Here is a 26,432-nt window from a genome sequence, read left to right on the forward strand (position 1 = left end):
GACACTCAGACGTATGTAAGTTTCATAAGCGAGGAACGCGTCCAAAATATAATCTCTCTCGTAACTCGATTCAGCAGCATTTCACGTCACAAAATGACATAGCCATTACAGACGCAGTGAACTATCTTTAGAATCAATTACGTAATGGCGTATCGATTCGATTTCTCGGAGCATAACAATGAAAAAAATCCTCTGCTATACCGCAGGCATTTCCGGCTTTCTTGCAATCTTTATCCTCGCGATCGCAGGGCCCCTCTACCAAGTAGATATCGTTCATTTTCGCACATCCTTTCAAATGATGCGTTGGGCGGCATACCTTGGTATTGCGTCTGTTGTCCTTGTGGTACTTGCACTTTTTATTTTAAAGCCAAAACATGGCAAGCATCGCTTAATCCTTCTGACCTCTCTTTTGCTCGGCTTATTGGCATTCTATTTGCCTTTCCAGCAATATCAAACGGCTCAGAGTGTTCCACGTATCCATGACATTACCACCGATACTGTGAACCCACCGGCTTTCATTGCAATTGCACCGCTGCGCGCGGATGCTCCAAATCCGGTTGAATACCCAGGTGAGGAGACCGCACAGCTTCAGCAGGCTGCCTACCCTGACATTCAAACCATGCGATTCACAATACCTGCACCCGATGTTTACGCAGCTGCACTGCGTGTGGTCGAGCGTGCGGGCTGGGAGCTCGTCGAGGCAAATGCCAATGAAGGGCGTATTGAAGCCACTGCGTCGACTCGTTGGTTTGGTTTCAAAGATGATGTGGTCATTCGAATTGTTGCTGATGGTGGCGACACATTATTAGATATGCGCAGCAAATCTCGCATCGGTTTAAGCGATGTCGGCGCAAACGCGAATCGCATTCGCGCGTTTCGCGATCGGCTTGAGCGCGAACTCGATTAGTTAGCGATCTACATAACGACGTGGTGGATCCGGTGGGCGGGCAACCGGCGTATTGGGTTGTTCGAAGTGATAGCGCAAGTAAATCAAGCCTTGGTTCGGTGAGAACGTATCCGACCGAATCAAGTTTGCTTGCGCACCCACATACCAATTGTCTGTCAGCTTGTATTCCAACACACCCGTTAAACTATAGCTGCGTCCTCCGCCTGTCCCGCCAGCAAAAATCGGATCGATGCCCGTTTCCGGCTGAATGGTGACGGCTTGATTTTGCAAATCAAAATGCCGAGGGAAGAACACTTGCTCATGCAATCGGGTGTCGGAAAATCCAACAGAACCTCTGACGAGGTAAGAGAATCGATTGAGGCGACCGAACACCGTCACCGGAAAGCCAATCGATTGATATAACTCGGGACTATAGTAGTTACCTTGACCATACGTGGCTTGACTTAGGTCTTCTTGAAATCCCCAAAACAATGTGTTGATTCCAAGCGTGACTGCCAGCGGCTCGGTATCGTATGCACGCATGTAACCACCCGTAAATGCATACCAACGGCTGTTACTTTCAACCTCGTGTCCCGTGTAATATTCCAGACCGGTGGAGCCCCACCAACCGAATCGACCGCCCTGATCCCAACTTCCACTCAGATGCAGACCGTTGCGGGTGACCGCCCCCCAACGCCGTTCAGAGAATGGGTCGTCGATACCAGCAAAACTGATCATGGTCGAAGTCAAAATGCGTCGTTCGGCATTCAAACGGACCCCAAACTCACCCACCCGCCGCGTGTGACCAATACCGCCAATCCACGTCGAACGGTTAAAGCCAACCGGACTTCGGCCAATATCGAAATACCAGTCATCGAACTCGGCTCCCACACCAAGCGCTACGCCTTGGTCACGGGCTGTTTCTTGAACGCCTGTTGGGCAATCTTCCTCACACAGGAGTCCCGTGCCAAACCGATTGCGCCAAAATGGGTTATCGAGATCCGCGGCGCCTGCATCGAGCCATGTTGGATCAATGCGCACAAACCAGAAACCATCGCGTGATGCAAAAGGCACCCGTAAATCCAACATGATTGTTTGCGCGGTGAGCTCCGTGATTCCCGGCGTTCCGCTTTTTTCAGCATAATCAAATCCGAGGTAGAGCACCGCATGGTCCCGTGTGCGTTCCCGAGCCGGAAGTGCCGCTTCAGTTTGTTGCTCTGTCTGCAAAGCGAGTAATCGATCCCGCTCGTTCAGTCGTTCGATCAGTGCGATCATGCCGGAACCCCGCTGCGGAGCGGGTACGTTCAACATAGCGGCACGCGCTTGGCCATGACGATTGGTTCGTTCTAGGTGAAGGGCATAAGCAAACCACGCGTCATCACTCGGTTGCGTCAACAGAAGCTCAAGAAAGACCCGATCCGCTCCCTGCGCATCTCCTTGAGCTTGCAACGCGGCGGCTGCCTCGGCCACCGCCCAAGGATTGACAGGCGGCACTGCAACCTCTTCTGCAGCTGGGGAATCCTGCGCACCTTGTCTCTCAACTTCGGAGGCACGGGCTTGTCGCTCAGCTTCAGCCTCTCGGGCTGCGAGTGCAGCTTCTTCTGCACGGCGGGCGGCCTCCGCTGCACGTAACTCGCGTTGGCGCTCCTCTTCTTCGGCTGCTAATTCGGCCGCTCGATGGCGCGCTTGCTCCTCAACTTCGGCGCGATAGGCTTGGACTCGGAGAATTGTCAACTGGATCTGTTGTGAGCTTGGGTGTTCTGCCTGAAGTTCGCGTAACATCGCCAGCGCGTCCGAATCACCAAGTCGCGCATGGGCTTCCCAGTACTGCAAGCGCAGATCAAGACTAACGGGCGGTTCTGGGAACGCTGCTCGCCAGCGATCAACGGCTTCCTCGTAACGCCCACCCAATGCAAGAATTTGTGCCTCAGCCACACGCTGTTGTTGGGATTCGGGTAAGTCAATCAATTCACGAATCCGTTGCGTTGCGATATGGTCCGGATGGGTCGCTTGCAACCGACTATACCAAAGCTGTGCGCTATGGAGGTTTCTCTGTTGGATTGCAAGAGTCGCATGGACCTCGAACAGCGTTGGGTGCTCTGGATGAACCCGTCCAAGTTGTTCAAGGACACGTTCAACTCGATCTGGACGACCACGGTCTAGCCAATACTGAATCCGCGCCTCCAACAGCTGAGCGGAAATCTGATCAAGATCCTCAACGTCACCCCATGCAGGACTCGCCATACACAGAGCCACAAACAGCGGAATACCGGCGAACTTATAAGGCACAGTCACGCATTCCCTCCGCAGTTAAGTCCAAACGAGCATCTGATAAAAACTCGACACAACCCAGAGCACTCAGCCCAAAAAGCAGCAGCATTTGATCATAATAGAGGTCTTGATAACGTTCAGGATTGCGAGCTTGAATCCGATTTCTCTGCTCCTCAGCACTTCGTGTTCCAAACGCAGCATCATAAGAAGACAATACCGGTAGTAGCAAACCTGAAAATCCAATGGGACCAATTCCTGATGCAACTTCATCATGGAACGATAAACGCTCGGGCGGGAATCCGCGCTCATCCGTTAGGTGATATATGCGGGATAGCCCGTGGAACAGTCGCTCATCCGACTGCCGCTGTGCATCCCACCAAAGCCATAAATAGGTGCGAATGGCATCATATGACCCATAAGCCACCACATCCTGATCGCGCGCTTCCAGTTGCTCAAATGGCACAATCTCTACAGGCGACGAAACACCAAGCCAATCAGGAACTACCCCGTTCCCTGTATTCAATAAAGCCAAGAAAAGTCGACGGCTCGAGCGTTCAAGCTCAAGCCAGCGAGCATCCTCACTATACGCAGCTAACCCCTCGAACACCGTCAAGGTCAAATAGCTTGGATTCATTAAGACATAATTGTCGCGGGTAAAGCCAAAGGGGGCAGGCAATAAAATCCGTTGACCATTTTGCTGACGTGTACTGGTTTCGAGGATTCGTCGACTGAGACGGTGTGCTAAAGCCGCATAGCGAGGTTCTTGCCAACGTTCAGCCCCAGCAAACAGGGCGTAAGTCATCCAAATATCTGCATCGACTGCGGGGTTCTCATCAAGAATCCGCCAGTCGCCGTCGTCACTTCGTCCCCATAGCCAAGCGGGTAGTTGGTCTCCGAGTCGGCCCCTCGCGAGGTTTGCATCAGCCCACTGCAATAATTTCTCGAAGGTTCCTCGATCGTCAGAGAGCAACGCAAACCACATGCCATACGCCTGCCCTTCTGAGGTACTGATCCGACGTTCTGTGGAACGATCGATAACGCGGCCATCAGATGCCACCAAGCGCTCAAGGAAGCGTTGGTAGTGCCAACGGAAGCTGAGCACATCGGTGACATCCTGTTCATCAACCGCTGGCTCATCTGGGTGCTGCGTATCCATCGCAGGTCGGCAACTCGTTAAAGCAGCAACGATAAAAAGTACTCCAAGACCCAGCCAAGGACGCATCATAGGTTTCATACCTTACGAGCGACGGCGTTCTGAGCGACGACGCGCAATGCCCGCCAAGAACCAATACAACACCAGTACGAGGGTAATCAGTGCTAGCAATGTGATCACCGACACGACCACAGGATACCGTGCCAGATGGAAATGTAATCGCGTCCAGAGGCGCAGCTCACCGACATAATAGGTTTCATAGGTCCGCAAGTGACGCTCAGAGCCTGGCGTTAAAACCGACATAAAGCCACGCACTGCGGTATTACGCTCTGGCGAGCGCAGGAGCGCATCCACTTGTGATAAAAACTCGTCTTGGTTGGCAGTCAGTGCAACCACTGTTGCCTGCCGCGCTAATGGCGATTCGAAGCTCACGAGGGCCGCACTCGGTCCGCTGATTTGAATATCTTCCTGAGGGCTGAATAAGAGACTCTGAGAACCAGCCAATCCATGATGGCGCAACTGCCGATCAAGGGAGTCGCGACCAAAACGTTCAAGAAATTCACGCAACGCTCCCCCGCCAACAATCAGGAGATCTTTCTCCGTTCGTTGCGGTAATTCAGCCACCGTGCTCACACTCAATAAACTTCCATGATGACCTGTCGATGCCCCAATAAGTCCGAGCGCGGTCATTGTTGCATTGAATTCTGTGTCACTGGGCGACGACTCGATCACTAAGATTGTATTTGCCAAGTCATCTTGACGAGAAAACGGATAACCGGTCTTCACAAACAAGTGGAGATTTGGCATTTCTGTGTAGTGCTGATACCCACGCAAGTCGATCTGCGAGTCCCCATCGATTGCCGCCACAGTATTACCGAGAGGACGCGTGCGACACTCTTCTGAAACAGCGCTGAAACTGAAGCGGAAATCCAATCGATTTACCGCACCAAGCTTGAACGCTGGAATCTGGATCGTTGACTCGACAAAGGGGTTACTCGCCAATAAAGGCACCCGCAAGCGCTGGTGGTCGCCGCCAAAACCACGTTCTGTAAGCGTATACCCTTTGATGAATTCGTCATTCACAAACACACTCATACGGCTTTCATCAGCGGCCACTGGCGGCGTATAACGGAACCGTAAATCCATCGGAATGCCTTGGCGTTGCCACGTAAACAAGTCCGGTGGTAGGCGTAAGTTCATGCCAATAGGTTCTCCCGCGTAGCCGCTCCGTTGCAGCTCGCTTTGAAACTCAACAAGTTCCGCGAGACGTACCGGCCGCTGCGTACTGATCCAACGAGGCGCCGAATAAGGCGCTCGACGCTCGACGCGGACTTGATTGACTCGCAGCTCGGGACCGCTCATGCCCACCGGGTTTTCCACGAGCCCTTGCACAGCCTTAATCAAACCTGCCGCATCGGGAGCCTGCACAAGCAACATTTTGTATGCCTGATTCACAGGGTTGGTCACCATCCGAATGGTCGGTGTCGTAATTGCTGGAAGATCTCGGAACAACCATGGGCGCTGTTCATTGGTCATCAAGACAATGGCGTGATGCTCAGGCCATGCGCGAACTTCATGAATATCCTCTTGATGTTCTGGGTAACGATACACATGGGTTTGCAGGCCACGCCAGTTGGCGATATTGCCAAAGTAGGACGACAAGATACCCGCAGCAGCGACGTGATGGGTGCTGAGCTGATCGGGCACCAAATAGTGCAGATTGACACGCGAAAAATCCCGTTGATCGACAAAGGGCTCTGGAAACCAAGACAGATCATTCGCAACCACAAGGTGCTGCCGGGTCAGTTCAAGACGCGAGTCACCCAAAAACTCGAGCCAAGCCTGTGGAGCGACCACTGAACACTGCATGCCGCGGGCTTCTGCGAGTAACTCGAATTCCAACTCATTGTACAGATCGAAGTATTCGGCAGGGAGCTCCATGCGAATCTGTTGTCGCTCACTCGCCCCATCCGATGTCAGCTGAACCGCGCGAATCAGCTCACCATTCAAGCGCACACGAAACTGCGATATGTCCTCCAGTAGCGTTGGTGAATAGGTATAATTTAAGTACAGCGTACCCCCTTGAACCAACTGATCCATCCGGCTACCGAAGCCCAAAGTGAGACGGTTCGACATCCCATCGATCAGGAGGGGTTGATCCCCTCCGAGCTCTCGAAACGTGTAACGATGTGTGCTCTGTGGGAGATCAAAGATTTGATTCTCCAATACCGGAGGCATCTCATCACCTTGACCTGCGACGGCATGCGCCGACAGACTGACCAAGAGAACGGCACTCACCCAGCAGAGAATGTGTCGCATCACATTAACCATCATTTTCTTCCTTATACTCTGGCAACTGTGGCATCAAGGACCGGAGGAAATTGCCCAGGCGCTCTAATAATGTAAAGAGGGGCAACATATACGGTGCAAACTGCTTTGCCATTCGCTTGTACCCTCGTAATCCAATCGCAATCACTTCGCGAAAACTTTTCATCGGACGCTCTTGTTCTTCCATGCTCCGCCAACCGACCCAAGCATCGGCGCGTGAGAAGGTGGACCGCAAAAATGCTTGTTCATTCTCGATGCCCTCAAACTGAAACAGCACACCGATCGATTGGTCCCGTCGATTTACAATTTGCGCTTTGAATGCGTGCTGTTCGAGCCCATCGGCCAACAAGATTCGCACCACATCACCGGTTTCCAAGGGGCAACTCTCGGGAACTCGTAAGCCTGCTCCTGTATCGGAGTAATCAATGAGATCGGCCTGAAATACGTGCTCTGATGAGGTCATAATCGAGATCCGGCGCTCAACGCGGATCCGATGTGAGGAGCGCACCTGTTTGGCTTCCTCCGCAACCGCCACGGCCCCACCTAAAATAATTAGGTTATAAGTGACCCAAACGAGGTTCAATACCACGGTTAAATACTCATCGCTCGGACCCGTCAGCAGTCGCCACACGCCAAATCCAAACCCGAGTAAACTGAGCAGCACCAAAATCACATAGGGCCGCGACACATCCCAATCAAAATAAGTACGTTCTGTAATTCCGCCCTTTGCTGTCACATTAAATTTGCCATGTTTTGGGAAAAAGAGAGCAACGGTGGTGGGTTTCAAAATATACCAAGATAAAACAGTTTCATACATTTCAGCCCAGAATGAATGACGGAATCGGCCTTGAGTCCGTGAGTTTGTCAAATAGGCATGAATAATGTGGGGTAACGCATACATAGCAATCATAATGGCCGGAGCAAACACGATATACGCATGCAGTAACAGGAATGCCAAGGGGGCAAGCATAAAAATCAAGCGCGGTAAGCCATTCAAAAAATACAGCATCGCGTTCGCGTAACAAATCCGTTGCCCAAGATTAAGACCTTTTCCACGCAACGGATTATCCAAGCGAAAAATTTGCGCCATACCCCGCGCCCAACGCATTCGTTGACCGATATGGGCAGATAAGCTCTCGGTCGCAAGCCCGGCTGCTTGCGGAATATTGAGGTACGCGGAGGTATACCCGAGTCGATGCATTTTTAGCGCGGTATGTGCATCTTCCGTCACCGTCTCGACAGCTATTCCACCAACCTCTTCCAAGGGTCCTCGCTTCAGGACCGCACAAGAACCGCAGAAAAAAGACGCATTCCACATATCATTGCCGTCTTGAATTAGGCCATAGAACAACTCGCCCTCATTCGGTTTATTCCGAAACATCGAGAGATTCTTTTCAAACGGGTCTGGTGAGAAAAAGTGGTGCGGGGTTTGGACCAGCGCTAATTTGGGCTCTTCCATAAACCAGCCCATGGTGAGCTGTAAGAATGAGCGAGCCGGAATGTGGTCACAATCAAAAATGGCAATGTAATCGCCACTGGTCTTTTTTAGGGCATGATTCAAATTTCCGGCTTTTGCATGCGAGTTATCCGGTCGAACCATGTAATTCACCCCATTTTCTTGCGCAAACAGGGCAAACTCTGGACGCCGACCGTCATCGAGCAAATACACCCGAAGTTTGTCTTGAGGCCAATCCATTGCGAGCGCTGCCAAGACAGCGGGCTTTACGACATTTAATGGCTCGTTATAGGACGGAATATAAATATCGACAGTGGGCCATTCTCTTGGGTTATCTGGGAGGCGCGCAACTTTTCGCTCGAGAGGCCAAATCGTTTGGATATATCCAAGAATCAAAATTGACCATGCGTAAATTTCAGCACTAAGAAGAATCAGGCTCAACAAGGTATCTAAGGGGATATCCCAGTTAATCGTTTGAGTCACACGCCAATACAGGTAACGGGTACTTACCAAGACCGAAAGGACCACCATCAGCAGCATGGCGCCGCGTTTTTGGACATCACGAACCCAAAGCGCGACCCCCCAAAAGAACAGCAGCATGACAGCCTGGGATGCAGCATCCATCGGTAGGGTAATCGTGAGCGCCACAAGAAATGCCGCGAGCATCGTCAGTCCAACACGAATCAAGGGCGTGTTAAGCCAATTGTAATGACTGACTTCGCCAAAAGCGTGAATAACTGAGGTCGCTTTTTGTGTCAAAAAAGGGGCAACTTTGTGATTAACCAGAGAGGTTCCTGAACGATGTGCTCGTCTAAACACGTTGCTCGTTTCTTTGAAAATACGCCGATTCGTGGCGGGTTCTTCATCGGGCGATTTGACAAAAACTAACCACATCAATTGAATGAAAATTCTGAGCGGATCTAAGGGTTTCAACCGTGAAAAGTCGACCTGAGGAAACCAGTAGCGCAACGATTTTGATGTCTCCTGCGGCTCGGAACCGCTCGCACTGATGGCCTGCGCGTGAGCCCGATCGCGCGTGAAATCACTCCGAAACAGCAACACTTCCGAGTACAAGCCCATGAGGTGCAGCGTCGCTTGAACGCGCGTCATGGTTTGTCGGGCTTGTCGCCACTGGAAGTGCAGCATGTTCATTAGGATGCTCCGTGGGGCTGTGTTGCATCGGTATGGTCGTGCTGAGCTAAGTATCCAATCAGCCACAGGGCGAGCGCGTCATAATCACGCGCAGCTTGGGCCTCGTACTGATAACTGACCAAAGGTTGCTGTTTGGCAAAGGCTTCTGCCACGTGTTGATCACGATGAATCACCACCGGCACGAGGCGGTCTCTGTGGATCTCCGATTGCAGAAACACCAACATATCGTTCGCAAGCTGTAAGTGCGGCGCGACACCATTGATGAGAATGCGTGCCCGGCGGCCAGATGCCTCTTGCTGAGGCATGCGATCGCGTTCAAATGCGAGAAGTGCAGGTACCGCCCTCGGTTCCGGCTGGATAACGTGAATCATCAGATCGGCATGGATATCGAGCCATTCTCGCAAGGGACCGGGTGCTGCAGGCGCATCGACCACTAGAATGCGCTCTTTGGTGGCCAAGATGGGTTCCATGCGTTGTGCGAAGGACGCTTCAAATCGCGCTCTTTCCTGCACACTGCGCGCAACACCCATTGGCATAAACGGATATCCCTCATGGGTCTCGAGCACCGAATTCACCAATGGCCCCGGTTGATTGACTAGGCCCTCAAGCTGCTCGAGGGGCATGCCAAATAACAAGCCAAGGTGATTCTGCGCATTGAGGTCCAGCGCGATGGTTCGCACGGCCATCTCATTGAGCGCGACCGCCAATCCTGCCGCAACGCTTGTAGCTCCGACTCCCCCGCAGAGACCTTCGATGCCGACTACTCGCATTCTGGCTCCTCCGTCCGCAAAAACCCACGGTGTTGCTCTGCAACCACTGAGAGGGATTCATTGAGTAATGGCCATTTGCTTTGAATTCGAGCGAGGTGTTCGTGCAACCGCACCTCAACGTATGGCGTATCAAACTTGTTCACGTGCACCCGCAAACGCTCCACATCCGGCGCGCTTACGCGCTCCGCGACGCCGTTCGCATTCTGCAAATTCGTTGCCCAAAGTGATGTCATAGTGTTATGAATAAGTTATTGTTTGTTCTATGCTTACAGCAAGCTTAGGCGAACACACAGCGTTAGGCTAGCGATTTTTAAACGCGAAATTCCGCCAAGATAATGTTTATAATTTAACCGAGGTGGAACCATCCCATCGCCGATGTGGATGACAGATTTCAGAAAGTGGAGCGCACGTTGATTTCATTGCAGTCGATCTTGCCGAATTCCAAACCCAAACTTGCGCCGCTTGTAAGCTCTGAGGCGCATTGCTTTGTTGCGCAAAGTATTGAGTGGATTTGGCGACTCCTCGATCAGGTCGCTGATCAAAAGCCCACGTGTCTTCTTGCCCAACCGGACATTATCGATCGTTGGCAACGGCGCACGGAACATGAACAAGCACCTCAGAAGGTCATCTTAGGTGAATGGAAACATGCCAGAAAATTTCATTGCGGACAGGTGCTACTTGCCATTGAAAAGGCATCGGTCGCGTGTGATGTGATCGTACTTCATCTAAATTTTCAAGCGCCCGGCCTGATTGAGAAGAACCTTCTGACCGATGACTTCTTCATCCAGCTTCAACGCTGGGCAGCACGACAGAACAAACTTCTCCTCGTCATGGCGCAAGGCGAAATTGATCAAGATGCGTTGCATGTGTTTATGCAGAACATCGTGCGGCGCTTCACAAGCCTACATTTTATTTACCAGAGCCAACCGGATTGGCGCTGGAGTGTACAATTTTGGTTTCAAGGCTACACCCTCAGCCGTTGGAATTGGGACATCCGAGAATACACCGATGCGCACGGTGCGGTGCAGCTGCAAATTGTCACGCAAGACTCCGAGGTCACCCCAACTCAACGGTTAGGGGATAAAGCCAAACGCTTGTTTTGTTCCAACGCACTCGAACCCGGTGAGTTTTTGCCAAGTGACTGGAAACGAATTGGTGCAGAGACTGACTTTCGACAGCATGTCGAGCCAGGGACCGACGCGACCCTCATTATTGGAATGTTAAATCGAGACGAATTAATCGCCATCGCAACACGTATCTTTGACTTGCGTAAGCATGCGGGCATGTACTTGCGGATCTTGATTCGTGCCCGCGATGAGTCGCTCCGCTTGCAAGATGAGCGCTTTTTGATTTCCGCCGGCGCAACCCTTGTATTGCCCTCTGAATTATCGACACGTCGCGTCATCAGTTTGGCCGAGACAACCCTTGGATTCACATACACACATACGCTTCCTGAGACCTTCGACGAGCTCAAAACCAACCGATTAATTGACGATGTCAAAGGGTACCTTGTGCCACTCGATTTCGTGGAGCGTGTTAAGCGAGCGCAATTGAAGGCGGAACGTCAAGGATTAGACACCTTGTTTATCGAAGCAGATGTCGCAACTGGCCTCACGCCACTTTCGTTGATTCGGCGCTTTCGCAGTCGTCGGCCGGGTGACATGATTACAGTCAGCCATGGAAAACTGATCTTGTTTTTCTATGGTTGCCGAGAAACCGATGCAGAAAACGTCTTGTATATGAGTTTTGGGATTCCGGCTGCCAATCTCTTTCGACGCGAAGCGCGGTTTACCCGTCACGGCCAAATTCTGGACGCGTGCGCGCAGCTTGAAGCCGAAGAAAAGCATCATCCGTCGGACGATTTATCCCAAGCCGTCAGCCGGCGCCACGATCTAGCCCCTCGAACACCTGATCTTCATACGCCGGCACACGGGCCGGTCCGGAAAGCAAAGTACATATAGCAGGGAAGGACAGACCATAATGCCAGAACAAATAATCGCGCTGCTCCTGTTTATTTCATTCGCCCTTGGTGTGAGCGTGGGCTACATTCTTGCGCGGTTACGCCAGCGGTCCCCGCGGTCCCTTTTGGATCTGTTAATGACAAATCGTTACCTCCGCATTTATCGGCCTAACCAGAAGCGTACAAAGACCAAAAAAATGGAACGTGACTCGGTATGACAGACGCATTATATCAACGCCAACGCAACCAACTGGCACACCATCCACTCTTTAGCTGGCCCGGCTTGGGTGTTTGGAGCTTCTATTTTATCGTCAAAGCGGGGCTCACCGTTGCCGGCGTCATTGAATTTTTTGTCTTGTGGAATTTGACCTTGTTTGTATTTCTCGTCATTCCAGTCCACCCCTATTGGCTTAAAATACTTCGCCAAATCCTTGCGATCACCGCAGCCACCATTTTGTTTTATCAAGAAACAGGTCTCCCGCCATTTGGCCGACTAATCGCCCAATGGGACTTAGTCTCAAGCTTCAGTCTTGCTTATACAATCGAACTTCTGGGTCGCTTTATTGCAGTGGAGTGGATCGCTGGGCTGATTGTCGCTTGGATTCTTTACATGTATCTAGCGAAAGCCATTCGCATGACTGTGGTGGCCTTTATCGTCATTATTACAGCGCCACTTTGGTCCCCGAGTGAGGTACAGCCTTTTGACACGGGCCCTGTCGAACGAATGGCTGGCGCACCGGTGGCTGCGACCCGTCTTATCGGCACCGATCTTGATTCCGTATTGTCCGAATTTTATGCTCGAGAGAACCTTTTTCAGCTGATTGCTCCTCGGCAAGTCGAGCCTGATTTTGACATCTTAATCGTCAACGTCTGCTCACTCTCATGGCAAGATCTGACGCAATTTAACCTACTGGACCATCCATTCTTGACCCGTTCAGATATCACATTGACGAACTTCTACACCGGCAGTTCCTACTCGGGTCCAGCCACCTTACGTCTGTTGCAATCCAGTTGTGGCCATCGGCCGCACAGCCGTATCTTTGAACCGGAGGCGGTTTGTTTGCTGGGCGATCAGCTCGCTGACCTGGGTTTCAGTCGCGAGATCCGTCTGAATCATACAGGTACGTTTGATAACTTTTTGGGTCAGGTACAGCAGCTTGGTGGGTTCGGTGATGCGACCTTCGTTGACCCGTCGAACTTCCCCACCACCATGCAAGGGTTTGATCAATCGCCAATTTATTCGGATGCGGCCGTGCTGTCAGATTGGTTAAATACAGTTGATGACAATGCACGACTCACCTTCTACAACACCACGAGTTTACATGATGGAAATCGCCTAACCGGATTCCGGGGAAATAGCATCGCGAGTTATCGCACCCGGCTGAATAATTTATTGTCGGACTTGAATCAACTCTATGATGATATTATTGCCTCGGAGCGCCAAGTTCTGGTCGTTATTGTTCCTGAACATGGTGCTGGCTTACAGGGAGACCAATTCCAACTGCCCGGTATGCGAGAAATTCCAACACCGGCACTCACCCACGTACCCGTCATGATGCGTTTGTTCGGGCCAGACGTGAACGCGCAAGAACGAAGCCCTATTCAGGTCGCCCGCAGCACGGGTCCCACGGCTGTAACGAGCGCGATCTATCAAATTCTTGAGCAACGTCCATTTTCGGGCGGGGTTTACGATCCCGTTCGAATCGTACAGAACCTTCCTGAAACACGTCCCGTATTGGAGAATGACCGCGTCATTATGATGCAACACGAAGGTCAGTTTTATCTACAAATTAACTACGGGGAGTGGCGTCCATATGTCCAGTAATCAAACTATTCAGAACACGAAAAAGCGTATCTTTATCACCGGGGGCGCCAGCGGTTTTGGACTTGCACTTGCACGACACTTCACACAAGCTGGGTGGCGCGTCGCAATAGGTGATATCCAAGACCAAGCCGGCGAGCAAGCGGTGGTTGAACTCAGTCAATTGAACGATGAGGCCGAAGTTCGATACCTCCATTGCAACGTCACACAAGAAAGTGACCTCGCAAAAGCCATGGCCGTGATGCAACGCGATTGGGGGGGCTTAGACGTCTTAGTCAATAACGCGGGCGTAGCACAAGTGGGCGCGATCGACACCGTCGATATGCAGGATTGGCAATGGATTACCGACATTAACTTGTTCGGCGTCGTTCGGGGTTGTAAACACGCTATCCCATTATTCAAGACACAAGGCTCCGGTTATATCGTGAATGTCGCTTCAATGGCGGGCTTACTCGATGTCCCCAATATGACTGCGTACAATGCAACCAAGGCTGCTGTGGTCTCGGTTTCGGAAACGCTGCAACATGAGCTTGCACCCCACAATATTGGCGTATCGGTCGTCTGTCCCTCTTTTTTCCGCACTAATTTAGGTGGCAGTATGCGCAGTACTGTCCCTGGGATGGACAAGACGCTCGATAAACTCATGAGCAAAAGTCGCCTCACGGCCGATGACATTGCGCAGCAGGTCGCTCGGGGAATCGAAACCGGTCAGTTCTATATTCTCCCCCATGCGAATGCCAAGCGAATTTGGCGCCTTAAAAGCTGGTTGCCAAGACGCTGGTATGCGCGCATGATGCAGAAACAGACTGTCACGGGAAAGGGCCGCTGAAATGACCCCCTTATATGAGCATTTTGTCCGCTTGCGCGCAGCGTTTCAGGCCGATCCAAACCCGACCGCGAACGTCCGAACTCAGCATCTCGAAGCCCTCTCTCACGCACTTCTGCAACGACAGAATACCTTTATCCAAGCAATCGCCGAGGATTTTGGTAAACGCAGTCCACACGAGACGCGTTTAGCTGAGATCCTTCCATCGCTTGAGGGGATAAAATACGCGAGAAAACGAATTAAAAAGTGGATGCGCCCATCGCGTCGAAGCGTTGGTCTTGCGTTCCAGCCAGCGCGAGCGCGCGTGGAGTATCAGCCTGTCGGAGTTGTTGGCATTATCGTTCCGTGGAATTATCCCCTGTATCTTGCGATGGGACCCTTAGTCGCCGCACTCGCTGCTGGGAACCGCGTACTCATCAAAATGAGTGAATACACGCCAGCTACGGCGAAAGCATTCCAACAGATGATTGCTGAAACCTTTGAGGAAGACCATGTGGCAGTCGTTCTCGGCGATGCAGAGGTTGCAGAAGCGTTTTCCGAGCTACCGTTTGATCACTTACTTTTTACCGGGGGCACATCGATTGGACGTCATGTAATGGCAGCCGCTGCAAAAAATCTGACCCCGGTGACACTCGAGCTCGGTGGCAAATCACCCGCAATTATTGGTACGCACCAAGGCAAAAGCGTTTTGCGTGAGCATGCGGAACGGATTGCTTTTGGTAAAGCCCTGAATGCGGGGCAAACCTGCGTTGCTCCCGACTACGTGCTCTGCCCACACGATCAACTCGAGCTATGTGCTGCTTATATTCTTGAAACATGGCAGCAGATGTATCCGACATTGCGCGACAATCCTGATTACACGCAAATCATTAATCAAAAGCAATTCCAACGCCTCGAGCATGCGCTGGACCAAGCAGAAAACGCGGGAGCTCGGATTATCCAGCACAATCCAGCCAATGAATCATTGCAAGGGACGCGGGTATTTCCGCCGACCATGGTGATTGGCGCCCCGGGCGATGCCTCCTTGCTGCAGAACGAAATTTTCGGTCCCATTTTGCCGCTGGTGCCTTATCGCACCATCGAAGAGGCGGTCGCCCATGTGAATCAGGGTCCTCGCCCGCTCGCACTCTATTACTTTGGCTATGATGCGCAGGAAAAGCGATATGTGCTCGATCACACACGATCCGGCGGCGTCTGCGTGAATGACACCGTGTTCCAAGTTGCTCAAGACGATCTACCCTTTGGTGGTATTGGACAATCAGGAATGGGGCACTATCACGGCCATGAGGGATTTTTGACGTTTAGTAAAGCCCGAAGCGTCTTAAGCAAAGGCCATTTAAACAGTGCGAAGATCATCTATCCCCCGTATGGTGGGAAGCTCCTTCGCCTGATTTATAAACTCTTTATTCGGTAGCAGGAAATGGACCGCCGCACTTTCCTCAAGCTATCCATTGGAGCGGCGCTCGTTCTCGGGGTGAGTGGCACGAGTATTCGCTGGATACACCGTGCTCGCCGAGCGCCTGAAGATGGCTTTCAGATATTACGGCCTCAAGATCGGGTCTTCTTTGCTGCACTGTTGCCAATCATTTTAGCTGGTCACGAAAATTTCAAACCGCACCTTCATGCAACTCTACAAAGTCTCGACTCTATGTTGCTGCACAGTAGCCCAGCAATTCAGAAACAGGTTTATGATCTTACCGATCTCGCAACATTTTCCGTGACCCGTGGCATGACGACCGGTGTCTGGCGCGATTGGTCTGAGGTCACTAGCCGCCATGCAGCGCATTTTCTTGACCGCTGGCGTCACAGCCGCATTGGACTCTTTCGACAAGGTTATCAAGGCATCTGTCAACTGTGTCAAATGGCTTGGTACGGTCTGCCACACGCATGGGACGCCGTGGGATATCCGGGACCACCTGATTTTTTAGAGGTGCTGCATCGATGACGCAAAGTCTCTATCCTGCGGGAATCGCACGAGGGTGGCGGGTGTTGGATGGCCGCTCAAGCATGCCCAGCGAAGTCTTTGACGTTATTGTTGTCGGTTCTGGTGCAGGTGGCGCAACCGCTGCGGAAGTCTTGGCAACCCGAGGTTTGCGTGTCCTGATTATTGAGGAGGGTGGATTACGGGATGCCGGCGATTTTCGCAATGACGAACTCAAAGCGTATGCGCAACTGTATCAAGAGGGCGCCTTACGGACGACCGAAGATGGCGGTATCAGTATCTTGCAAGGCCGCACCGTCGGTGGCAGCACCACCGTAAACTGGACGACAAGTTTTCGCACCCCTGATTCGACCCTTGCCCATTGGCATGACCAACATGCACTCTCTGAAGCGACACCAGCACACCTTGCTCCATTCTTTGAGCGTATAGAGAAAAAACTTGGAATAGCGCCTTGGGTTGCTGCACCAAATGAAAACAATGCCGTGATTCAACGAGGCTGTGAAGCACTTGGCTGGCATTGGGAGGCCATGCAACGGAACGTTCGGGGTTGTTGGAACTTGGGATATTGCGGGACCGGCTGCCCCACCAATGCCAAGCAATCGATGCTGGTGACCAGTATTCCTAATGCACTTGAGCACGGCGCTACCTTACTCCATCACACCCGCGCCCTTCGCTTGGAGTGGTCCGGAACTCAGGTTTCTGGCGTCGTCTGTCAGCCCATGAAAACAAGCTTGGATGCATCTGAAGGCTCGTCAAAAACAATTCGAGCCCGTCATATTGTGCTCTCAGGTGGTGCCATTCAAAGTCCCGCAGTGCTGTTGCGCTCTCGCGTACCTGACCCATTTCAGACCCTTGGAAAAAGAACCTATTTACACCCGGTATGCATGAATATGGCGTTCTTCGACCAACCGATTGATGGCTTCTATGGCGCGCCTCAGTCCATTTACTCCGACGAATTTAATGCAATACCATCCACCGGTTATGGCTTCAAAATTGAAGTAGCCCCCATGCAGCCGAGCATCGTCTCGGCACTTATGGGGAGTTATGGGTCGGAACACACGGAACGAATGCGCCAATTACCGCAAGCTAACCTGATGTTAGCCTTGCTGCGGGATGGCTTCGCTTCAGATGACCCCGGTGGGACCGTAAAATTGCGGAAAAATGGCGATCCGGTGCTCAATTACCCGCTTCGCGCTGCACTTTGGAATACCGTCCGGACCGCCTGCGAGCGCATGGCCGATATTCAATTCGCTGCAGGCGCACGGACCGTCATGCCAGTTCATGCGTTGGGTCAACCCTGTGAATCACCCGCAGCGTTCCGGGAGCACCTGGCAACCCTCCCCATGCGAATCTTTGATATGCGACTGAGCAGCGCGCATGTGATGGGCGGATGTCGCATGCACCCTCGACCAGAGCACGGCGTGGTGACACCCAAAGGGCGTCACCATCAGTTGGAGAATCTTTCGGTCTTTGATGGGTCAATCTTTCCGAGTAGTATCGGTGCGAACCCGCAACTTTCCATTTATGCGTGGGCCCTGAAACTGAGCGAGGAGCTCGCTGAAACGCTCGCTCCCTCCGTTAGCCCGGTCTAGAATGGCTTCGCCATTGCCAAGTGAAAGATGACCAGCAGTTGAACCAGCGCAAGCACCGCGGCAATGACCCGGGTACGTTTTGGAAACTTCGGCTTCAACGCGAATAATCCTGCCACGATATAACCAACGAGCAGCACAATTTTCAAGAGCAACCAATGTTGCGCAAAGATATTCCAACCGCCGAGAACCACGAGCACAATCGCCATGGTTAATAACAAGGTATCGTTGGCATGCGGAATCCAACGTAACGGGGTCGTTCGCCAACCCGGCTTTCCGGCCGCATCCAGTCCTAAGCGAACAATAAATAACACCGCGGTCAAATACGCGGCCAGCATGTGAACCATTTTAAATGTGATGTAATGTTCCATAAATATACTCTTATCGGTTCCAAGTTTGTGGCAGATCAAGGTTTAAATCGGCCCGTTTCGTTACTGTTGCACCCTCTCAATCAGTTTTCTGGATGGCGCACATGTCGGGTTCTTCTTTTAAGTCAATAAGCTCAATGGCAATGCTTGAAGCCATGCAGCCCGCTTGGGATGACGCCCTCATTCAGCGTTACAATATCCATGGGCCACGCTACACATCCTATCCGACTGCATTGGCGCTGTCCCCTGATTTCTCCACCGAGCAGGCAAAACGTGCGTTGCTTAACTCACGGGAGCCCCTTAGCCTCTATATTCACATTCCGTTCTGTCATTCGCTCTGTTACTACTGCGGGTGTAATAAGGTGATTACCCGTCACCAAGAAAAAGCAGACGCCTACCTCGATGCATTGATTGCTGAGATGGCCATGTATGCACCTTACGTTCGCCATCGCACGGTGCAAGCCCTGCATTTAGGAGGTGGAACGCCAACGTTTCTATCCTCAGCACAGTTCACACGCTTAATGAACGCGCTCGCGACTCACTTCAATTTTCGCGCTCAAGACTGCCAAGAAGTCAGTATTGAAATTGATCCGCGGGCTTGCACGTTAAGCAAGCTTGCACACCTACGCGCGTTGGGATTCAACCGAGTGAGCTTTGGGGTGCAAGATTTTGATCACGATGTGCAGATCGCGATAAATCGAGTTCAGACCGAGGAGCTTGTGCGTAATCTCGTTGAAGCGGCGCAAATTTACGGATTTGAATCAATCAATCTGGACTTGGTATACGGGCTCCCTCATCAAAACCTTGATAGCTTTCACAAGACCTTGACCAAAGTCATTGCATTGAATCCGGATCGTGTTTCTTTGTTTAGTTACGCCCACCTTCCGAGCCGATTCCCAGCCCAGCGAAAAATCAAAGATGAAACCTTACCGGACGGGGCAGAAAAGTTAGCGCTTCTGCGAGCGGGGATTGAATCCTTTACCGGCGCGGGATATCAATTTATCGGGATGGACCACTTTGCGCGCCCCGATGATGAACTCGCTGTCGCGCAACGGGATGGCCGGTTACAGCGCAATTTCCAAGGGTATACAACTCACGGATCTGACTGCCTGCTAGGACTCGGAGTATCATCCATCAGCCAGGTAAATGGCGTTATTTGGCAACATGAAAAATCCGTTACCCCCTACCAAGCGTCCGTGCAATCGGGTACTTTGCCGGTGGTGAAAGGAATTTCGCTAACCCGCGATGATAGTTTACGTGCCGCGCTGATCGCGCAGCTTATTTGCCACTTCCATCTCCACATTCGCGCTTTTGAACATGCCTGGCATGTCAACTTTCAAGACTACTTCGCAGAAGCACTGACCCGCCTGCAACCGTTTATCGACGATGGGCTCGTTCGGCTTTCGAAGACCAGCATCGAAGTCACACCTGCAGGACGCCTCTGGGTCCGCAGCATTTGTGCGTGCTTCGATGCTTATTTAAATGATGGTCAGAGCCGTTATTCAAAAGTTGTTTAATCCGCTTCATTCATGGTTGGCAAGCCGCGTCATTGAAGGCATGCCGCTGTTCACCGACAATCAGTACATGGGTACACGGAAGTTCAAGCTGTATATCACCGGATTGCAACGCAGTGAGTTCCGCTTCTTGATGAGTAAGCACATAGCCGATGTACTTCCAGCCCACTCCCTGCTCGCGCTCACCAAACACAGTGCAGCTCGCAAACCCGCGGCTTTGATTATTAACTTCGCAAACTAAGTACCCGGTATCCTCCTGCCCACGCCCTTCTGCATCCATAAACAATGCAAAGTAGAGCGCAAAACAGGGCTGTTCTTCACAACGAGCGTTGGGTAACCGCTCCTTCATTACTTGTGCCAGCTCTTCGCTCGGAGCAGCCCCAGTAATTCGCGAGACCCAATCACCACTGCGGTCTGAATCAACCGTGCGGTCGAGACGATGCATCCAGTAAGGGTTATCGGCATCGAGTGCGTGCTGCAACGTTGGGGCAAACTCCGCGTAATCCGGATCACGAAGCCACTTTCTAAGATATTCCGGTCCGTAACGTCCCGTGTTAAAGCGCAACCAACTGACTTGGTGTTCAAATTCAAGCTGATTCGGAACGCTCCAATCTATTCGTTCCGCCTGACTGGCTGCAGACATTCGATACACATCTAAGACAGGGGTGTAACTCAATAAAATGAGGGGCATCGCGACAAGTGCAACCGAGATATTCACTCGAGATAACAGCCACTCTGGAGAGCGTCCACGCCACCAGGTCAGCACCGCATATCCGAGGGTATGCAGGAGAAAAAGCAGTCCAAAAACACCTAGCCAGTACACGGAGGGTGTTATTCCTTGATCTGAAATTCGCACGATCACAGAAATCAATACAAGAGACGCGAGCAACGGTGCAACCGTGAGGCCAAAACGGACGATGAGCTGCAGCCACTTTGGATAAGGCAAAGGCTGCTCACCGGTTTGCAGCACTGCATTCAAGAAGACCACCAATAAAACAATCATCATTAAGAGAACATTCGTCACCTCCCAATCTACTGGATGCTGGCGTTCCCAGATGAGCGTGACGCCAGTGAACGGAAGTGCAAGTGTGAAAACGATTAAGATTCCAGCCAGTACCGGCAGCAGCCATGTCGCCACCATAAATACTAGTCTCCGCGAGGCGTCGATGGCGCGCGGCTGACTACGTCCTATCACCACACCTAATCCAAACAGCAGCCCCGTCATCGCTGCGATAAAGAAATCGTGCCCAAACAGGCGTCCGAAGAAGTCAATCTGAATCAGTTCAAAAAGAGCCGCCCAGAGGACCAAAACGAGCCAGCTCAACAGGGTAAAAAAGACAGCGGTCCACAATACCAGTGCATTTTTCCATGCGAAATGAAACAGCGTCGGATAGTGCCAACGAAAGCTTCGGCGCACCAAACGGGACTGAAAGAATGCGGTGGCTATAAAACCAACTAAGAAGATATGCCACGAAAACAATGCAATCGAAGTTGACCGAGCGAAACCTAATCCCGGCCCCATGACCCAGCTAAAAAAGCCAGCGATCGGCACGATAATCGCGGCCGCTAATGCAAGGTTTTGCCAAAGCAACCGATCACGGAGATTCTGCGCAGACAACAAAAAAATAGTGGGCACACTGACCACAAAGATGATCAGCGCCATACGAAACTCAAAACTCGGAATCGCTTCTACTGCATACATTGAGAGGACATAAATAACGATGCCCTGCAGTAATGCAACGCTAATCAATACAGTTTGAGAAACGCGGGTGAGCGCCTCGTGGAGGGTATCCTTTTCGTTCATTTCAAAATCTTCCGTGAGAGATATTCAGCTCTTACCCTACCCCATTTTTCGCAACGGAGAAAGCGGGTTTTATGCTCTCACACATGTTGGGACAGGCGCTTCCGGGCGGAGGGAGAAATGCATAAAAAAAGCCCGGAAAACCGGGCTTCAAGAAGTTGCGGAAATCACCGCTGGGGGAGTACGTTTTCTCTCGGGTGGAGGCCCGCGGCGATTTCAACCCATAAGCGATCATCAATGCTGTGGGTATCACCAAGTCGGACAATACGCCGCTCGGGGCCTGCTGGGGTATTCACCTGAATAAAGTCGAGTTGACCTCGGTGGGTCACCCAATCGCTTGGAACGAGGAGTGCTTGGCGCTCACCAACTGTGACGGTGACCTTCCCAAACATCCCCGGGTAAAGTTGAGCGTCGGTATCGAGGACTAACCGAACAATAAAGCTGCGAGAGGCGGTATCTGCTGCAGGTTCAATTTCCACCACCTGTCCCGTAATGACCGTCTCTAACACATCCAAATTGACTTTCAATGTGTCGCCAATCGAAAGGACACCGAGCGCGGACTCGCTCACGGCTGCTTCGAGGCGCAGGGTTTGCGGATCATAGAGGCTAATCAGTTGCATGCCAGGAGTTGCCGTATCACCCGTAAATACCGAGCGACGGCTCACTACACCAGAAAATGGCGCAACAATCATACTGAACCCTTCACTCGTGCGCGCTTCGGATAAGGCTTCGCGTGCTCGATTAAACTCAGCCTCTGCTGAGTCCCGTTGTGCACGGACTTCGTCAAGGCGTGCCTCCGGAAGTAAACCTTGGGACACCAGTTGCTCACTGCGTTGGAAGTTCAAACGTGCTTCATTTACCCGCGCCTGCGCTGACGCAAGTGCCTGTTCTTGCTGACGAACACGCGCACTTAAATCGTCGCTTTCGAGACGCAGTAATACATCCCCTGCTTCGACACGATCGCCGGCATCCACAAGCACCTCAGCAACACGTGCGGTAATCCGCGCTGACAAATTAGCTTGTTGCCGAGCCTGGAGACTACCGCTAAACATGCGCCGCTCTGGAACCACAGTCCAATCAATGGTTTGGCCACCTGCTTGTGGCGTTCCTGCAGTGTGCTTAGCTTCGGTCGATACTTTGCCAACAAAACCCCCAGCCAGCCAAACAAAAACCAGTACCAAGCCGAGCGCAGCACCGAGGATTCCAAGTAGCTTTTTACGATTCATGTGCATTTACTCCTGTTCCGGACGCGGCAAGCCGTGCCCTTCTGTATTCTGATACATCATGTGGTACACCACGGGCACGACCAGCAAGGTGAAGAGTGTTGATGCGGTGATGCCGAAAATAATCGCCCAAGCCAGTCCATTGAAGATTGGGTCGAGGGTGATCACGATATTTGCCAACATGGTGGTTCCCGCAGTCAACAAAATTGGCCGTGTCCGCGCTGCGCCAGCGTCGAACAACGCCTCTTTTAAGGTGCACGGAGTTTGCAAGCGCTGCTGAATAAACTCGATTAGAATGAGCGCGTTGCGGACCACAATGCCGGCCAGTGCAATCATCCCGATCATCGCGGTTGCGGTAAATAGCGTCGGATTTGGATACCCTGCGATATCCGCAGCAAACAAATTTAGGAACCAGAAACCGGGCATGATGCCGATAATCGTAAGAGGAATAGAGAGCATCATAATCCCAGAAACGGCCTTGAGTCCGGTTTGCAAGACCATCACAACATACACACCGAGCAATGCGACACCATAGGCAATTCCAAGGTCGCGGAATACATCAAGCGTGATCTTCCATTCACCCTCACCGCTCCAGACCACTTGAATGTTGTCTTCGACTGACCAACCAAGCCCAGCACCATTGTTGAAGTAATGTCGGCGCCATTGCGGCACATATTGATTTGCGTCCGAATTTTGGTCGACCATCACATCTGCAACCACATCCGCTGGCACGCGGCCAACTGACTCCGCATAAACATACGCCACAGGACGCAGGTTTTTGTGAAAAATGGGTCGGTCCACCGTTTGCTCGGTGAAACGCCCCAGTTCTGCCAACGGAACCAATGGGGCCGGCGCATCCACTAAACCCGCGCCTTGCTGTTGCCGCGCAACGCCGGGTTGGCCTCGCACGTAAAGGGACAGCAGATGATCTGGATTATCGCGAGCACCCCGTGGCAAGCGAACCTCAATTGGCAGTGGGTTGATTTCCGTGGCTAACTGCAAATGATCAACCACCCGTCCTGAGAGTGCGGCATGAATGGTTGTTTGAATGTCCTGTGTCGAAATGCCGGATAGTGCCGCTTTCTCGCGATCCACTTCAAAACGCCATACCCGGTAATCGGCTGGAACCGAAGTATCCACTTCACGCACAGAATCCTCCCGCGCGAGGCGTTCGGCAACGACGTGCGCAGCCGTCTCGAGTTCATTGTACGCAGTGCCCGGCGTGCCATAGATTTCAGCAACCACGGTGGCCAGCACCGGTGGGCCCGGCGGGACCTGTACGATCTTCACTTGTGCACCGAGTGCCTCGGCGATCTCCGTGATGGCATCCCGTTCCCGGGTGGCAATTTCGTTCGATTGCATGGTCCGCCGATGTTTATCGGCGAGCACAACACGAACTTCTCCATGCCAAGGCTCGCCACGACGGAAATAATGACGCACCATGCCATTGAAATCCATTGGGGAAGCCAATCCCGCAAACGTTGCGACGGCTTCTACTTCCGGAACCCCTTGCATATATTGCGCGAGGCGTTGGACAACTTGTTGGGTCTCCTCCAAAGCGCGGCCTTCCGGTAGGTCTACAACCAACTGGAATTCATTTTTGTTGTCATGGGGGAGTAGTTTCAATGGAACTAACCGCAACGCAGGCAATGCAGCCGCGATTACAAATAGCCCCACGATACCCCAAATAAAAAGTTTGCTGCGCTTATCGGTTGCTAAAATTGGCTCGAGTAACGCTCGGTAACCACGATACAGCAATGTTTGAGACGGATCATAAAGCCCCTGCTCGCGCGCTGTCCCCATGATTTTCCAAGCAAGCCAAGGCGTGATTAGAAAGGCTGTGAGCGTGGAAAAGAGAACGCTCACCGGGACGTTGAATGCCATCGGCCCCATGTAAGGCCCCATCATTCCGGTGATGAAAAACATCGGGGTAAAGACAATAACGATTGCCAGCGTCGACATTAATAGCGCGCTGCGGATTTCGCTCATCGCACCGACAATTCGGTCTTTTACCGATCCCTCTCCGTTTTGCATGTGGCGGTCGATATTATCAATCGCTGCAATCGGGTCATCGACAATTAAGCCTAAGGCTAAAATCAAGGCGAAAAGCGTGACGCGGTTAATGGTGTAGCCAAACATCAGATCGAGCCCAAGTGTCATTCCATAGGCAATGGGAATTGCGATGGCGACCACCAATGCGGCCCGCCAGCTCAAGAACAGGCCAACAAAAACCACAACCACGAGGACCGCCACAGCCAAGCTACTGACCAATTCTTTTACTTTGTCGTCTGCGGTCTCACCATAATTACGAATGACGGCAAGATCCACACCGCTCGGCAATCCATCGCCACGGAGCGATTCGAGGACGGCTAGCGTGTCATCTGCCACCCGAACGGCGTTGGCACCCCGTTGCTTGCCGACGGCAATAAAAACGGCCGGCAACCCATCTGTTGCATCTTTTGGATAGTAGAAGGTGTGTGTATCCGCTTGGGCTGACGAATCAGAGATAGTTGCAACGTCGCGCAAATAGACAGGTTTTCCATTCACAACGTTAACCACAGCATCACCGAGTTCGCGCGCTGATTGAAAGAAAGCCCCTGCCTCAATTTCAATCACTTCCCCTGCTTGATGTAAACGCCCGACACGCTGTTGTCGATTTCCTGCGCCAATGGCTCGTTCGATATCGGCCACAGTGGTTTGATGCGCAGCCAGATTCACGCTATCCAGTGAAATCTCAATGACCCGTGGCTGACCACCGTAGACATCAACACGATTCGTCCGCGGGACTGACTTCAACTGTTGGGTTGCTTGCTCAGCAATACGGCGTAACTCATAGGCCCCGATTTGATCAGGATGGGTGCTGTAGAGCGCTGCCACCACAATCGGAACATCATCAATTTCAACCGGTTTAACCCACCAGTTGGTGACCGCTTGTGGAATCTCATCTTCATGGGAAAACAGCTTGTTGTAGAGCTTTACCAGCGACTCCTCGCGATCTTCACCCACGTAAAAGCGCACCGTCACCAAGGCATGATCACGATTCGATTGGGAGTATACATATTCCACGCCATCAATCTGACTGACGACGCGCTCTAAAGGCTCGGTGACTTGCGTTGCAATTTGACGTGCGGAAAGTCCTGGCGCTTCGACCACAATATCCGCCATCGGCACGACAATCTGAGGATCTTCTTCCCGTGGTGTGAGCCACAATGCGACCGCACCAAATAAAATAGCAAAGCCAATGAAAATTGGCGGGAAGGTGCTATTCAAAAACCAGCGAATGACGCCACCCTTCATCCTCAACTCCTTGCAAAACGTCCTCAGGCCAGCGAGTTTATCCACCGATAGCCTGCGTTGCGTGAATATGTTTA

18 protein-coding genes are annotated in these 26,432 nt (G+C 52.1%); 8 read left to right on the forward strand and 10 right to left on the reverse strand.

Going from position 1 to position 26,432, the window contains the following annotated elements:
* Positions 1–178: 178 nt before the first annotated feature.
* Positions 179–907 carry a DUF1499 domain-containing protein gene (locus CWE11_RS03160; protein ID WP_126776149.1) on the forward strand — a complete coding sequence of 243 codons (729 nt, stop codon included), beginning with the start codon at positions 179–181 and terminating at the stop codon, positions 905–907.
* Here CWE11_RS03160 and CWE11_RS03165 read toward each other — a convergent pair whose 3' ends face one another.
* From CWE11_RS03165 to CWE11_RS03190, 6 genes are read right to left on the reverse strand one after another with little or no spacing between them, the layout of a single operon-like run.
* The gene (locus CWE11_RS03165) at positions 908–3,181 is read right to left on the reverse strand and encodes a cellulose synthase subunit BcsC-related outer membrane protein (RefSeq protein WP_126776150.1); all 2,274 of its coding nucleotides are present in this window, start codon (positions 3,179–3,181) and stop codon (positions 908–910) included.
* Positions 3,165–4,382 carry a cellulose synthase complex periplasmic endoglucanase BcsZ gene (gene bcsZ / locus CWE11_RS03170; protein ID WP_157981279.1) on the reverse strand — a complete coding sequence of 406 codons (1,218 nt, stop codon included), beginning with the start codon at positions 4,380–4,382 and terminating at the stop codon, positions 3,165–3,167. The genes CWE11_RS03165 and bcsZ overlap by 17 nt, the downstream gene beginning before the upstream one ends.
* Before the next feature lie 12 nt (positions 4,383–4,394).
* Complete coding sequence (locus CWE11_RS03175) at positions 4,395–6,644, reverse strand: cellulose biosynthesis cyclic di-GMP-binding regulatory protein BcsB (RefSeq protein ID WP_126776152.1); 2,250 nt, start codon at positions 6,642–6,644, stop codon at positions 4,395–4,397.
* Positions 6,634–9,246: a UDP-forming cellulose synthase catalytic subunit gene (gene bcsA / locus CWE11_RS03180; protein ID WP_126776153.1), complete on the reverse strand. Its 2,613-nt coding sequence runs from the start codon at positions 9,244–9,246 to the stop codon at positions 6,634–6,636. Before bcsA ends, CWE11_RS03175 begins: the two co-directional genes overlap by 11 nt.
* Complete coding sequence (locus CWE11_RS03185; RefSeq protein WP_126776154.1) at positions 9,246–10,016, reverse strand: cellulose synthase operon protein YhjQ/BcsQ; 771 nt, start codon at positions 10,014–10,016, stop codon at positions 9,246–9,248. Before CWE11_RS03185 ends, bcsA begins: the two co-directional genes overlap by 1 nt.
* On the reverse strand, positions 10,007–10,249 hold the full coding sequence (locus tag CWE11_RS03190) for a hypothetical protein (RefSeq protein ID WP_126776155.1): 243 nt from the start codon (positions 10,247–10,249) through the stop codon (positions 10,007–10,009). The genes CWE11_RS03185 and CWE11_RS03190 overlap by 10 nt, the downstream gene beginning before the upstream one ends.
* Before the next feature lie 177 nt (positions 10,250–10,426).
* On the opposite strand from CWE11_RS03190, the gene CWE11_RS03195 reads away from it, so the two are divergent.
* The 6 genes from CWE11_RS03195 (at position 10,427) to CWE11_RS03220 (ending at position 18,158) form a co-directional block, all read left to right on the forward strand.
* Positions 10,427–11,977, forward strand: coding sequence for a BcsE family c-di-GMP-binding protein (locus tag CWE11_RS03195; RefSeq protein ID WP_126776156.1), 1,551 nt, complete (start codon positions 10,427–10,429; stop codon positions 11,975–11,977).
* Positions 11,978–12,190: 213 nt separating this feature from the next.
* Complete coding sequence (gene bcsG, locus CWE11_RS03200) at positions 12,191–13,801, forward strand: cellulose biosynthesis protein BcsG (protein ID WP_126776157.1); 1,611 nt, start codon at positions 12,191–12,193, stop codon at positions 13,799–13,801.
* Positions 13,791–14,627: an SDR family oxidoreductase gene (locus CWE11_RS03205; protein WP_126776158.1), complete on the forward strand. Its 837-nt coding sequence runs from the start codon at positions 13,791–13,793 to the stop codon at positions 14,625–14,627. The genes bcsG and CWE11_RS03205 overlap by 11 nt, the downstream gene beginning before the upstream one ends.
* 1 nt (position 14,628) lies before the next feature.
* Positions 14,629–16,038, forward strand: coding sequence for a coniferyl aldehyde dehydrogenase (locus CWE11_RS03210; RefSeq protein WP_126776159.1), 1,410 nt, complete (start codon positions 14,629–14,631; stop codon positions 16,036–16,038).
* A gap of 6 nt (positions 16,039–16,044) precedes the next feature.
* Positions 16,045–16,569, forward strand: a complete 525-nt coding sequence (locus tag CWE11_RS03215) for a twin-arginine translocation pathway signal protein (protein WP_126776160.1) — start codon at positions 16,045–16,047, stop codon at positions 16,567–16,569.
* Positions 16,566–18,158, forward strand: coding sequence for a GMC family oxidoreductase (locus CWE11_RS03220; RefSeq protein ID WP_126776161.1), 1,593 nt, complete (start codon positions 16,566–16,568; stop codon positions 18,156–18,158). Before CWE11_RS03215 ends, CWE11_RS03220 begins: the two co-directional genes overlap by 4 nt.
* Here CWE11_RS03220 and CWE11_RS03225 read toward each other — a convergent pair.
* On the reverse strand, positions 18,155–18,526 hold the full coding sequence (locus CWE11_RS03225) for a SirB2 family protein (protein WP_126776162.1): 372 nt from the start codon (positions 18,524–18,526) through the stop codon (positions 18,155–18,157). The two genes, CWE11_RS03220 and CWE11_RS03225, sit on opposite strands and share 4 nt — an antisense overlap.
* 152 nt (positions 18,527–18,678) lie before the next feature.
* On the opposite strand from CWE11_RS03225, the gene hemN reads away from it, so the two are divergent.
* Positions 18,679–20,040, forward strand: a complete 1,362-nt coding sequence (gene hemN / locus CWE11_RS03230) for an oxygen-independent coproporphyrinogen III oxidase (protein WP_126776278.1) — start codon at positions 18,679–18,681, stop codon at positions 20,038–20,040.
* 10 nt (positions 20,041–20,050) lie between these two features.
* Here hemN and CWE11_RS03235 read toward each other — a convergent pair whose 3' ends face one another.
* From CWE11_RS03235 to CWE11_RS03245, 3 genes are all read right to left on the reverse strand, one after another.
* Positions 20,051–21,841 carry a DUF4153 domain-containing protein gene (locus tag CWE11_RS03235; protein WP_126776163.1) on the reverse strand — a complete coding sequence of 597 codons (1,791 nt, stop codon included), beginning with the start codon at positions 21,839–21,841 and terminating at the stop codon, positions 20,051–20,053.
* A 164-nt stretch (positions 21,842–22,005) separates the two neighbouring features.
* A complete protein-coding gene (locus tag CWE11_RS03240; RefSeq protein WP_126776164.1) occupies positions 22,006–23,064 on the reverse strand; it encodes an efflux RND transporter periplasmic adaptor subunit in 1,059 nt (352 codons plus the stop codon).
* A 6-nt stretch (positions 23,065–23,070) separates the two neighbouring features.
* Positions 23,071–26,358, reverse strand: a complete 3,288-nt coding sequence (locus CWE11_RS03245; RefSeq protein ID WP_126776165.1) for an efflux RND transporter permease subunit — start codon at positions 26,356–26,358, stop codon at positions 23,071–23,073.
* Between the last annotated feature and the right edge of the window lie 74 nt (positions 26,359–26,432).

Source organism: Aliidiomarina sanyensis (assembly GCF_003987175.1).
GTDB classification, from domain to species: domain Bacteria; phylum Pseudomonadota; class Gammaproteobacteria; order Enterobacterales; family Alteromonadaceae; genus Aliidiomarina; species Aliidiomarina sanyensis.